The sequence below is a fragment of the Paenibacillus sp. FSL K6-1122 genome (genome assembly GCF_037977015.1).
GTDB lineage: Bacteria > Bacillota > Bacilli > Paenibacillales > Paenibacillaceae > Paenibacillus > Paenibacillus amylolyticus.
The window spans coordinates 1495556-1508186 of sequence record NZ_CP150272.1 but is presented as its reverse complement, the minus strand read 5'-3'; the positions used below and the strand labels follow the sequence as shown (position 1 = coordinate 1508186).

The 12631-nt window shown below is 46.8% G+C and carries 13 protein-coding genes; all 13 read right to left on the bottom strand.

Annotated elements, in window-relative coordinates; translation table 11 throughout:
* Positions 1-49: 49 nt before the first annotated feature.
* A complete protein-coding gene (locus NSQ20_RS06600; RefSeq protein WP_340033003.1) occupies positions 50-1696 on the bottom strand; it encodes an ABC transporter substrate-binding protein in 1647 nt (548 codons plus the stop codon).
* Between the two features lie 904 nt (positions 1697-2600).
* Positions 2601-3548: a glycoside hydrolase family 25 protein gene (locus NSQ20_RS06595; RefSeq protein WP_340032139.1), complete on the bottom strand. Its 948-nt coding sequence runs from the start codon at positions 3546-3548 to the stop codon at positions 2601-2603.
* 516 nt (positions 3549-4064) lie between these two features.
* Positions 4065-4565, bottom strand: coding sequence for a phage holin family protein (locus tag NSQ20_RS06590; RefSeq protein ID WP_340032138.1), 501 nt, complete (start codon positions 4563-4565; stop codon positions 4065-4067).
* 232 nt (positions 4566-4797) lie between these two features.
* Positions 4798-5217, bottom strand: coding sequence for a hypothetical protein (locus tag NSQ20_RS06585; RefSeq protein ID WP_076327320.1), 420 nt, complete (start codon positions 5215-5217; stop codon positions 4798-4800).
* Positions 5217-5852 (bottom strand): hypothetical protein, encoded by a 636-nt coding sequence (locus tag NSQ20_RS06580; protein WP_076327321.1) that lies wholly within the window; start codon positions 5850-5852, stop codon positions 5217-5219. The genes NSQ20_RS06585 and NSQ20_RS06580 overlap by 1 nt, the downstream gene beginning before the upstream one ends.
* A complete protein-coding gene (locus NSQ20_RS06575) occupies positions 5853-6566 on the bottom strand; it encodes a pyocin knob domain-containing protein (protein ID WP_076327322.1) in 714 nt (237 codons plus the stop codon).
* On the bottom strand, positions 6566-7156 hold the full coding sequence (locus tag NSQ20_RS06570; protein WP_076327323.1) for a YmfQ family protein: 591 nt from the start codon (positions 7154-7156) through the stop codon (positions 6566-6568). The genes NSQ20_RS06575 and NSQ20_RS06570 overlap by 1 nt, the downstream gene beginning before the upstream one ends.
* A gap of 137 nt (positions 7157-7293) precedes the next feature.
* The gene (locus NSQ20_RS06565; RefSeq protein ID WP_076327324.1) at positions 7294-8433 is read right to left on the bottom strand and encodes a baseplate J/gp47 family protein; all 1140 of its coding nucleotides are present in this window, start codon (positions 8431-8433) and stop codon (positions 7294-7296) included.
* Between the two features lie 4 nt (positions 8434-8437).
* Positions 8438-8893 (bottom strand): DUF2634 domain-containing protein, encoded by a 456-nt coding sequence (locus tag NSQ20_RS06560; protein ID WP_076327325.1) that lies wholly within the window; start codon positions 8891-8893, stop codon positions 8438-8440.
* Positions 8886-9296, bottom strand: a complete 411-nt coding sequence (locus NSQ20_RS06555) for a hypothetical protein (RefSeq protein WP_076327326.1) — start codon at positions 9294-9296, stop codon at positions 8886-8888. Before NSQ20_RS06555 ends, NSQ20_RS06560 begins: the two co-directional genes overlap by 8 nt.
* The gene (locus tag NSQ20_RS06550) at positions 9289-10275 is read right to left on the bottom strand and encodes a phage portal protein (RefSeq protein WP_076327327.1); all 987 of its coding nucleotides are present in this window, start codon (positions 10273-10275) and stop codon (positions 9289-9291) included. Before NSQ20_RS06550 ends, NSQ20_RS06555 begins: the two co-directional genes overlap by 8 nt.
* Positions 10272-10901, bottom strand: coding sequence for a LysM peptidoglycan-binding domain-containing protein (locus NSQ20_RS06545; RefSeq protein WP_076327426.1), 630 nt, complete (start codon positions 10899-10901; stop codon positions 10272-10274). The genes NSQ20_RS06550 and NSQ20_RS06545 overlap by 4 nt, the downstream gene beginning before the upstream one ends.
* A gap of 54 nt (positions 10902-10955) precedes the next feature.
* The gene (locus NSQ20_RS06540; RefSeq protein WP_340032136.1) at positions 10956-12479 is read right to left on the bottom strand and encodes a hypothetical protein; all 1524 of its coding nucleotides are present in this window, start codon (positions 12477-12479) and stop codon (positions 10956-10958) included.
* Positions 12480-12631: the final 152 nt, after the last annotated feature.

The window sequence follows — 12631 nt, the reverse complement described above, 5'->3', positions numbered from 1 at the left end:
CCATCTTCAGATCACAGTTATCCTGAAATGGATAAGTTCAACTTACAGCTTACTCAAAATAAGCACCGGCATAGGATTCTGTGCCCAGTGGAGAAGGAACGAAACCTTGCAGGTTCGATTTACCCGCCAGAATTGGCGTGGTGTGCACGAGTGGAATCCACGGTGCGTCTTCCTTGATAATTGCCTGTGCCTGTTTGTAAAGTTCCGCACGTTTCTCCTGATCTGTTTCTTTCTGCGCATCGGTCAGCAACACATGCAACTCTTCGTTTACATAATAACTGCGGTTGTTGCTTGGAATGGCATCTTTATCCAGCAGTGTATACAGGAAGTTATCTGGGTCACCATTGTCCCCTGTCCATCCGAGCATGTAAATGTCGTCCTTCTCCCCGGCCTTTGTATCTTCGAGATACGTTGCCCACTCCGGTGATTCGATGGTGACGGTCACTCCGATTTTCTCAAAATCGGCCTGGATCGCCTCGGCCACCTTTTTGCCATCAGGCATATACGGGCGGGATACCGGCATTGCATAGAAGGTTACCGGATCAGGCAATCCGTCAGGGAAGCCAGCTTCGGCCAGTAAAGCTTTTGCTTTTTCCAGATCATATGGGTAATCCTCAATGGTATCGTTGTATCCCCACAGCGTTGGCGGCATTGGGTTCACGGCAGGTTCAGCTTGTCCAGCAAAGAACGCATCAATAAGAGCCTGCTTGTTCACCGCATGATTGAGGGCTTGTCTTACTTTGACATTATCAAATGGTTTCTTCTTGAAGTTAAAGCCGATATACGCCACGTTGAACGGTGGACGCTCGATCTTCTGCAACTCGCTGTTGCCTTCAAGGATGGACAGATCGTCCGGGTTCAGGTCTTCCATGACATCAATCTCGCCGTTTTGCAGTGCATTGAAGCGAGCGGTATTATCCGGAATGGAACGAACGATTACTTTGTTCAGCTTCGGCAGTCCTTCTTTCCAATAATCCGCGTTTTTCTCCAGGGTGATGGAGTCGTTACGCTTCCACTCTTTGAATACAAATGGGCCGGTGCCCACAGGCTCGCTCTTGAAGTTTTCTTTTTTCTCCTGAATCGCGGTTGGGCTGGCAATGCCAAATGGCGTCATCGCAATATTTTGCAGGAAAGGCGCTTGTGGCTGGTTCAATGTGAACTCCACCGTAGTCTCGTCCGTCGCCTTCACTTCCTTGATCACACGCCCGTCCTCTGGACCAAACATGGAGTCGTAATAATCGAAGGAATCTCCTTCGAATTTATATTCACTCGCCGGATCACCCCAGCGGTTGAAGTTGAACACAACAGCCTCTGCGTTGAAGTCCGTTCCATCATGGAATTTCACACCGGACTTCAGCTTAAACACATACTTCAGTCCATCTGCCGAAATCTCCCAGCTCTCCGCTAGCCCAGGAATGACCTCTGTTCCGCCTTCCTTGTAGTCCAGCAATGAATCAAACACCTGATGCCCAATCTTCAGCGACTCCCCATCGGTAACAATCGCCGGGTCGAGTGCTACGGAATCCCCACCACGGCCCATAATCATCGTATCCTGCGCTACCGTTTCGGTTGGAGGGTCGGTTCCTTCCGCCGGAGCAGGCGTAGTCTCTCCACTCTCATTACTGGAGCAACCAGACAACACCAATACGGTACTCAAAGCCATCGTTAGAACACCGGACATCCATTTTTTTCTCATTCGCATACGTACAACACCCTTCCCTGTCTCATAATGTGTGTGATGCTGGCATGAAAGATCTCCAATGTTGGCAATCGGTTTGGTGCTATGTATCATATAAAAGGCTTTAGATGCCTGCGATACCTGAATTAAAGTTTTGGGAAAAGTAAGACATGTGTATAAAATGTAAAAACAGCATGGGACACGTATAGAATACAGGTAAATTTCAGATCGTGCACATGGATTTAGGACGTCGTTTGATTACTTTTATAGAAAATGAAAAAGGTTCAACAACGGATCTTGTGAGTTGAATCTATGAAATTGTTGCGTTTTATTTGAACTAAGGTCAATAAGCAACAGTGAACGGTTATGGACTGGTAAGAGCAGGTTTAAGTTGGTAGATTAAAAATACTGATGGGCATATGGATACTACGCTGCTGGCTATGCAATAAAGTCTGTTCCTTGGGCGTGGAGTGTGGAGACCGGATTAGGTATCGTTATCGTTCGTTAGCAATGAAAGAAACTCAACATAGGCTAGGTTGTTTGATGAATCGTGTAAGTTGTTAAATCGGTGGCTTTCTCTTGCAGATTGGATGTGTAAAATGTAAGAACGAGTCATCTTGAGATGTTGGATTGTACAACAGGGAGACATTACAATAACTTCATGTGTTATGGTTTTGTCATGATGAGGAGGATTGTGTAAATAAACTGTGGTGAAAAACAATTTCGTGTAACTTACTTTACATCACATTAATCAATTAGACAAGAGATTTACAGACATAAGTCTTTAACTTTATTATATGCGTTAATATTACTTACATAAAACACAAAAAAGGAACACAGTTCGACAAAAATCGTCCCATGTCCCTTCTCCACTCAATCCACATTCAGATAAAATCCACATTTAAATTTGCTAAGAATCAGCTCACTTTTTAAACAAACCTCTGCGATGCATCACGGTAATAAAACGGTAAAAATCATAACTCGCCCCATTATCGATGCTGAACAATGGATTTTTGGTGTCATATGCCAGTGCTGCATCCACAGCTGCCTTTGCCCATACTGGAACTTCCATTTGCTGACGCGCCTGTAGTTTGTCGACCTGGGATTTGAGCGCATCAAACGTTGCTTTCTCTTCGGCTGTCATCGGTTCGCCCCCTTTCGGTGGTTCAGTTGGTGGATTCGGATGACTTGGATTCGTTGGATTGGATGGCTCCGGTGGTTTCGGAGTTGCTGCTGCGTATCTTGCTCTGAGCTGTGCCGCTGTTCCCTCGAATTCATTCATATCCACGTTGCCACTAATACCATTCACCTTGCCCGAATCCGTATACTGCCAGAACGTCCAACGCTTCCATGCCAGCTGGTCGTCCGGTACACGGGTGTTGCTGTAACGTGCGATCCACAGATCGTATGAGCTGAGTGATGTATCAAAATTCCCGGCAAATGAATTGCCCGTGTATATGATCGGTTTCACACCTGTCAGACGTTGTAATTCGGTTAAAAAAGCTTTGGCAACTGTATTCATCTGCGCTTTGCTAAGGTTGCCGGGGTTGTTCTCGTAGTCCATGACGGGTGGCAGTTGTAACGCCTTGGCGCCCCCAACTTTGTTAAGTGTGTTGGCATAATGTGCCGCTTCTGCCTTGGCACCATCGGTAGATGTCGCGCGGAAGAAGTGATACGTTCCCACCATCAAGCCCGCCGCCAGTGCTCCTATTACATTTTTCTGGTAATTCGGATCGGTATATGTCTGTCCCTCAGTTGCCTTGATGAATACAAATGTCATGCCACTTGCCTTCACCTTCGCCCAGTCAATATTGCCCTGGTAACGAGAGACGTCAATGCCCTGTGTGTTGCCCGAACTTCTCGTTTGCATGTTTCTCACACCCTTTATGCGGCAAATTGCCGTTTGTTCAGCATTTTACATCATTCGATTAAAGCGTTCCCGGGTAAAAGTATAGACAGATTAGAGCATTCTGATCTATACATTGCTGATTGGATGTCACTCTCTGGATTGATGCAAAATGCTCCTATAGTTAATGCGGTTGGATCAGGGGTTGCTTGTGTGCGTGTCCCTGATGTGTTGGAAATGAACTGAGCCTTGTTCACACGGACACTCCGATGACAGAATAACCTTCCAATCGCTGTTATCCCCGGATTTTTTTGATTCTCTTTATAAAGGGGAAAATCCGGGGGATAAAGGCGAGATTATGCTTACGAAGTAGCTTTCTTTCAGAAAGCTTTTAGCTTCGCTTTTTCAGGTTTTTTCTGTCCTCTCCGTTATTGTGTGAAAATGTTAAGTTCAATCTGTATAGATGTATATAGTTCAAAAAAACTACACTTGCGATGTTCAGCAACGGTATAGTAAAGAAGACACTAAAAATATTTCAAACTATTTAACGTTATCTTGAGTTTCAGAAGATTCAACATCCTCTGTTTCTAGATTGGAAAAAGAATCTTTGCTCTTCGGGGAGAAGTTACCGGGAAGTTCCCCGGTTCCCCCTTTGCCCTTGAGCACTTCAATGGCTTGCCGAATCACTGGCGGAATTGGAGCGCCCAACTTACCCCCGTTTTCGATAATGGACAACAACTCATTTGCGATATAAAAAAAGGCGACCGCATCCCTGAACAAATGTCCGTCTCCCAGAACACCGTCCACCAGATGAGCCACCGATACCATTGCAAATATAAATACCTTTCGTGCGATGCCGAACATGCCGATGTTGCTTTCTAGCTTGCCACTCATACCCGCCGCCGCGATACCCGTTAGGTAATCGAGGATGACAAACACGAGTAGTACACCCAGGACGCCTGACCAACCTCCGAAGAAGTAGGTTACTGAGCTGCTCATGAGTGCAATTCCCCATTTCCATAGGGTTTCCCATCGTTCCATGGTTTCACCTCTTTTGGTTTTGTGTATCTATGTGAGAATTTGTTAAACGAATTGAGTAAACTAGTTTGAATAGATTATGAAACAAAATAGTTCATAAGCCACATCTATAACCGCCGCCCATCATTTTCATCTTTACCGCTGTGAAAGCCGGAATTTGTGAGGAATATGAGTATGCGGTAAAAGCTTTCACAACTCACAACGTCACACCCTTTCCCCCTGCTATCTCTCTATGTCATCCCCATGCTTCCCAAATGTAATTGGTGCTGTTAACTGCGACTGGCAACCTTATTGAGTTAGTGGTTACATAAAAAGTTGCGTTTGTAGAAATAGAAATGAAATTCCCTCCTGCCGCGCTACAAAAACAAAGGGAATAACCCGATGTGTTTTTTACATCTCTCAAAAATACACTGGTTGTTGTCACACCAATATCTCTTCTGACGATTATCATTTTTGGTATTACACCAGTAGGATTTACTTCGGATATATAATAAAAATTGGGTCCGGCGAATTGTGGTTGGTCGAAACTAAGGGAAGACAATGTGTTGCTAGAAGAACTGATGGCGGCACTTTGATATAACAATTTCATAGGTGCGTCCTTGTCAAACCCACCCAACCCGTAATTGCTCAGTGAATAATTATCAAGTGTCGGCATTAGGTCACCACCTTTGTGACGATGTGGCATGTTGTTATGAATGGTTGATCGATCCATGCGGTTAATGTATCTGTGCCCAGTAGAAAAGTATCAACGAATGGGATGTGTATTGTTTCATACGCTGATAGTTTGTAATTTTTGATTAAAGTGTAGTTGTCGGCAAAGTAACCAATTCTCATTCCCAACATCACTGTTGTGTTGGTGGGGTTGCAGAAAACCATAGATTTAATAATACTTGGTACGCCTCTCGGCGTGATGATTTCTTTTGGACTCCCACTCTGTCCCACTGATGTAGAAATTAAATATAAACCATTCTGTTCCATTGTCCCATCAAGCTCAACCCCGGAAAGTCGAACAGTGCAAACTCCAGAAGGACACCAAGCCCTAAGCTGTGCTCCAGGTCTTAATACTAAATCAGCGATGGGAATAACCAAAGTTTCATTGGCTCGCAAGTTTTTACTCGTTGCGACCTGGACCCCTTCTATTTGCATGTGGAATATGATTGGCGTGTCCTGCAAATTGCAGATTATAAGCGACTTTAAAACGACGACCTTGTTGCTTGGAGCTGTATAAATGACCGAATTCGTTGGAGTTGGTAGATTATTGGCATATAATAAAACAGGTGTTTCAGCCACTCACAACGCCCCCCATACTCTTTTATTTTGCAGGACCCATAATGACCACGTTGTCCCTACCAAGCTCCGTACATATACATTAGGTGGGTCAGAAGCGGAAGTTGCCTTTTGAATCAAGTTGGTTGCACTCTGCGCCACCACCTCGATATGGTAATTACCGAAACTAGTAGGTCCATTAACAGGGTTGACAATGTAATAATATCCTGGTGTAGTGACTGCATTTAAGCCTGAACCGCCTGACAAGCTTTTCTCCATACCAGTATCCTGGGTTAACGGGAACTTTTGCCACGGTCTGGAGTTGACGTATGTCTGCGCACTAGCATTTGCTTGGGGGATGACATCTTCAAGTTCCTCTCTTGTAGGTACTTTTTTCCATGGACCCCATCCGACATAGTAGTTCCTTTGAAAAACTTGTAGGTTACTCGGTTCAAAGGTTGTTAGAGTTTGGACCACACCAGCATGTCTTTCTATCGTCAAATGAAAGGCTACTCCTACTGGAGAATTAGCTAAAGTTCCTACTGTGGCATTCGTTGGGCAATAATATTCCCCTTCTGTAATATAGCTATTAAGATCAGATTCCGCAGGTATAAGTATGGATTCACGTGTTGCAACGCCTGCGTCAATCTTTTCAAAAATCCCGTTAATACTCTCCCGGGTCACGTTCTCGTTCCCCAAGGGGAGAGGCAATTTTAGTCGATCTGTTTCTTTTGGCATTACGCCCACACCTCCAGTTCATTCCACGTCAAGGACGCGGCATCGAGTTCGTCCCATGTCATCTGTTTGTCGTCCAGATCATCCCAGACCAGATAGCGATATTTATATTCCACGGCCATATGGGCCGGTTTCAGTTCTTCAATCGCACGTTTGAGATCATCGATATTGGGCGGGATGCCCATCGTATCCACAAAGCTCACCGTAAAACTCCATGCTTCTGGCTGAAAAGTTACATCCACCTTGCCCCCGGCATATGCCTCGGCCACATTCGCAACCTGCCTGCCCGAGAACTTTCCTGCCCCGCGCAGCTTCGACTCCACCACCGCACGCCGTTGCTCCACAGGTTTGAGACGGTCCGTCTCAATACCTAGCTCCTGCTCCCAAAAGTCCAGCCCCCACGTCGCTGTACGGACAAAAAACTGCTCCAGCGTCTCATCCAGCGCCTGGTACAGCAGATCCATTTCGCTGCCTTTGGTCTGCATATCGGCCTGCATTACACGAGAAGTCTCATAATACCTGGGCAAATACGAGAACAACTCCCGCCCTTTCTCACTCGTCAGTCCAACATCTACAATAGAAGGAGCACTCATGCCCTGTCCCCTCCCTTCCTTGCACATCAACATGGAGCGTCTCGCTCACCAGCTTCAACTCAGATCGGCGTACCTCTCCCAATCTTTCTTGGTCTCCACACTCCAAAACTACTTCCTCGTCCACCATCTGTCCAACACTACTCATACACATCCACCGTCCCCAGCACCGCCACCTGACTCGCGGTCATCTCGATATTCTGGTCGCTCACACCGTTCACGGTAAGCTCCGAATAGTCGATAATCGGCGGAATATCCAACAGAATCGCGGCAATGCGAGTGTAACGAACGAGTGGATCGGCAAAAGCCAACTGTTTCAAATACGCGGTCACCCCGCGTTCGATCAATGCTCGTACATCGGCGAGTGTCGCATCACTTGCCAACGTCAGCTTCACCTGAATATTCATCGGCACTTCCACGGCTGGCATCACGGACACGACCGGACCTGCTGGTGCAACGCCTTCACCCTGTCCATCCTGCGTGGGGTCAACATACTTCTGCACGGCCCCCACCAGGTCGGTTCCCGCAGCACGTTTGTCCGTGTCGAGCAGATACAATCCCACCGTGCCTGGCCCCTGCCATAACGGAATAACCCGCGTTGCACCAACACCTGGCACTTCACTGGCCCATTGCACATATTGCGACTTGTTGCCGCTTGTCCCTTGGTTGCGGACTTTGGCATAAAAGCGTTCCAGCAACGCCGTATCTGCCTCAATATCTGCACCGCCTTTGATCACATCAACGTTCGTGACAGAAGTCACGCCACTTACAGGTGTAGAGAGCACAGTTACCGTGCCCGCAGGCACATTACTCTCTTTTCCGGCAACAAGGGCTCGCACGCCTACCACCCCGGAACCATCTGCATCCAGTTCCAAACGTCCCACTGTCTCATATTCGAGCGAAGCTTCAGCAGATACTTCATCCGCGAGTGTAGCCACGACCGTTCCCGCAGGCACCACTTTCCCCGGCGTACCCACGAACCTCACCGAACCCTGTGCCGCCACAGCAGCCCGCCGCGTGATGCCGTGCTCTCCTGCCCGCAGATCCAGCTCTTCCGAACGAAAATTCGGATCACTGCTCGCCGCAGTACTAGCAAACCCTCGCCGAAGTAATTCCTGCGCCCACAATGCCGCTTCAGACAGCATAAACGCAACCGGAGCCTCCGCATCCCACAGAAACGATCCTTCCGACTTATCCAGATCCGCGGGCAGACGATCCAGCATACGCTGCATAATCTGTTCCTCCGTCTGGTCCTCCAAATAACGCGGAATCTCAGCCATCCCGTCAGATCACCTCACTTTCCAGAATAAACATCTCTTCCTGCACACTCGTCACCCGGCACGAGAACATGCACTGCTCCCGATTCCAATCAAACGTAAACTGGTCTACCGAATCCGTCCGTGGATCAGTCAGCAGTGTCTCCGTCACCATCCGAGTAATCTCACTTTCCATCACACCCCGACTGTCGCCCTGACCCACCAGATCCTCCAGCTCCGAACCGTAGTTTCGGGAGTAAATCACATGTCTGTACCTTGGCGTTTTCACTGCCTTAATGCACCACTGCACCCAGGCTTCATGCCCACTCGCCGCAGCTACTTTGCCACTTGGGGTCAGCACAAAATCCCCTGCATCGTAGTCAAATCGCCAGCTCCGCCCAAAGCGTACCTCTTCCGAATCCGCCCCCGACAGATCTTCCTCATCTCCCCATACCACACCCGTTTCCGGGAACAAACTAGGCATGAGCGCTCACCACCTTACACAGCACCACAATGTCGTTACCGCCATTCACCCGCATCGCCAGCACGCGATCTCCCGCTTTTAATCCTTTACCAAGAGACAACACTGTTTCTTCCACTTCCTCTTTTTGCAAAAGAAACCGTCCCGTGCCCGTCGTTCCGCCGTTTGCCACGTCAGGTATGCCGGAAATCGCGCCAGCAGCCTCGCGCTCCGGTAGTCCAAGCGTGCCCGGCAACTCGGCCACGAGATAATCCTGTACTTCGTGCTTGAAATCATCCAGCTTCACGCCGGATGAGGTCATCGTACCCAGTACCGCGCCCAGCCCGCTCACGGCCTGACGAGAATGTGTACTCATCGCACCCCGCATGACGTCGGCAAAATGCCCATACGGATCATCTTTATTCAAGGTAATGCCTCCTTTTCACCAGCTCAGCCGTCCCCAACTCTAACGTCATCGTTCCAGGTCCGGCAGACAGATCACGGCTGACCGACATGACGATTAGCTTCAGTCCTTTTAACAACACTGCATCCCCGGCGCGAATCGTATTCACATCCGGTGCGGATATTGTAAAAGTCTCCTGAATACCCGTCAGATGACTTTTCGCCAGTTTTTTCGCGGCAGTTGTCGATTTCACCTGATCGTCCTCTACCAGCTTTTGCAATGTGCCCAGTTCTTCCACACCATTCTGCTCAATTGCAAGCACTTTGGAAGGAACTTCTTTGCCACTCGGTGACTCCGACGCTGCCATCACTTTAACTTTGGTAACCGCCCCTTCGAGCGTACGCATCTGGGTCAGATCAATTAGTCGATCAAGTTCATACACCTTTGCATTACTTCCAACCTGGAAGAGCTGCAACCCACCGGGCGTCATCCGTGGATGGTACATTTCCCCGCCGGACTTCGCCGTTTCTTTCAGATCGGCAAACATCATCGAGAAGATCGTCTGTGACCGATACACGGCTTTTCCCAGCTTTGTCTTGGTTTCTGGCAATGTAGCGTATGGAATCTTCCACTCTTTGGCGTAGGTTTTAAGTCGTTGCGTAGCGGTCTGATCCTTAGGCAACAGGAACTCGTCCTCCGATTTTTCCAGATAAATCATCCGGTCGTACACCGTGAGAGACAGCCGCTTGGTGCCGCTGTTCGAGCTTTCCACCTCCCAGATGACCGCAGGATGCAGCAAGTGAACCATAGATTTTTCGCCAAAAGGAACCCCGCTAATCCGCACCGCCATGCCGGGTGAGATCGAAGGCAGACCGGAAGATGCAGACACCGCCAGCCGGATGTTAGCCTGATAGGCAATCTGGTCAAGCGAGTCCTTCAGCTTAATCGTCTCCACCAACTTGGTGATGTCGTATTTGTCGTCGACAATGACCTTGTAGGTCATGGCATCACCAGCTTTTGTCCGGGTTTGATCCGGTTCGGATCACTACCAATGATCTTTGCGTTGAGCTTGTAGATCTCGTTCCATTTGGAACTGCTGCCCAGCTCAAGCTTTGCTATTTTGGACAGGGAGTCCCCAGATTTGACGGTGTAGGTCTTGCTGTTCTTTTTTAAATCCGTACGAGAACCTGACTTGCTCGCGGATGTAGCCGCGCCAACCTTCTCCACCTTGGAGTCCCGCCAGGTGCGCAGCGTAATATCGAAGTAAATATCCCCGCTCTCGCCGCCCCGGAAGGTCGTATTATGCGAGATCAGATATACTGGCACGTTCACCCCCGTGTCGGTAATGATGAAGCGTAGCGGCTTTTTCGATATTAGAAACGTATTCAGCATATTCATCGCTACCCGCGGATCAGGCAAATCTTCATACATGCAATAGGACGCGTCATACTCTTTTGGAAAAAAAGAAGAGAAGGTGATCTCCTTCACCTTCTCCCCCTGTGCAAAATCAAACTCGCCATGCTCCAGCATATTAATCGTTTCGTACCCTTTGGAACGGGAGATTGTCAGTTCTTCCGGTTTTACTGGAAACTGGAACTTTGTTTTCCCATCAATCAGGGTAAATTCCATTCTGATCCCTTCCGCGTTATCTTCCAATACAGTCATAAACGGCCTCCTTTCTGCTTAGGCCATGATAGTTTTTCGATTTTCCATCGCTTTTCTTAATTCTTTCACAAAATGAGCACTTATTTGTGCGACCATACCATTGTAATCCACCTTGTTACTGCTATTTGAAATTTGGATAGCTCCTGTGGGTAAAGTCACATTAATGTGCTGCGAAGGAGACGTTTTATTTATAGAGCCTACCAAGTTATGCGTTTTTGATTTATTCAAGTTTAAATTTTTAGTTGGATTAATCTTGGAAGTTTTTTCGTTTTTATAGGGCCACCAAGTTTTAGGCCAAATCTTAGTTAGACCTTTACCACTTAATTCACCTAACTTCTCACCTAAGTAGTCACCAAGTAATGAACCACCATAAGCTAAAGCTGGAACTGTAGCTGGCTGTGCCGGAATAAATGAACCTAAAAATCCTCCTACAGCACTTAAACCAGCAGAACCAACTTTGCTAAATACAGCTTTATTCAATTCAATAATTTTCTCATCTATTGTAGGAGCTTGAGCTACATCATTAATAATAGATCCGAAATCAAGGATCGGAAATGCTCGTTTTCCAAATGACCTGATTTTTTTTGCTAAGGGGCTTGACCACATATTTTCTACCTTGGGATGGACCCCCCACCCCCTTTTTTTTCCAAACTCAATAAAATTTTCTCCAAAGTCTTTAAAATCATTTATTGTACCTGTAAAATCAAAAAAGTTATTAAACTTTTCTTTTAAATCGATATCTTTGTACCACTCTTTCAATTGGACCCATTTCGATCCTAAATAATTCTTACCCGCTGTTCCTTTTTTCTTCAGCCACTCTGCGTTATTGCTGAACCAAGAAAACGTAGCATCCTTACCCGCTTTCCCCTTTTTCTTCAGCCACTCTGCGTTATTGCCGAACCAAGAAAACGTAGCATCCTTACCCGCTTTCCCCTTTTTCTTTAGCCACTCTGCGTTATTGCCGAACCAAGAAAATGTAGCATCCTTACCCGCTTTCCCTTTTTTCTTCAGCCACTCTGCGTTATTGCTGAACCAAGAAAACGTAGCATCCTTACCCGCTTTCCCTTTTTTCTTTAGCCACTCTGCGTTATTGCCGAACCAAGAAAACGTAGCATCCTTACCCGCTTTCCCTTTTTTCTTCAGCCACTCTGCGTTATTGCTGAACCAAGAAAACGTAGCATCCTTACCCGCTTTCCCTTTTTTCTTCAGCCACTCTACATTGTTGTCTATCCACGAATCTTTGTTTTTAGCTTTTTTATTCCATTCATAGCCATTATGATAACTTTTCTGATTTGCTACAGTAGCTATTAGTGAACCTGTACCTTTAATTAATTTGACCAAACTTTTATTTTTTTTTATAAAATTAGATTTATTAATTTTACTCATTGTATTATCATTTTTTAATTTCGTATTCTTAGAAACAATTTTATGAATTGTACTTATAGCAGGTGAGCTAAAAGCTTTCTTTTTATTGGATTTCCCCATATAATTCCTCAACCTGCTAAATGATTTAATACCATTACTAACTATATTTTCAAACAAACTACCTCACCTCCATTGGCCTTTATTCTTCTAGAGCACCTTCTATCTCTTCTTCCGAGAACGCAATCAACAGCGAGCGCTCCCCGCGTGGCAAAGACCAGAACTCTCCGGGCCGGAGATGATGACGTACCCACATGTGATACAGGAACGTG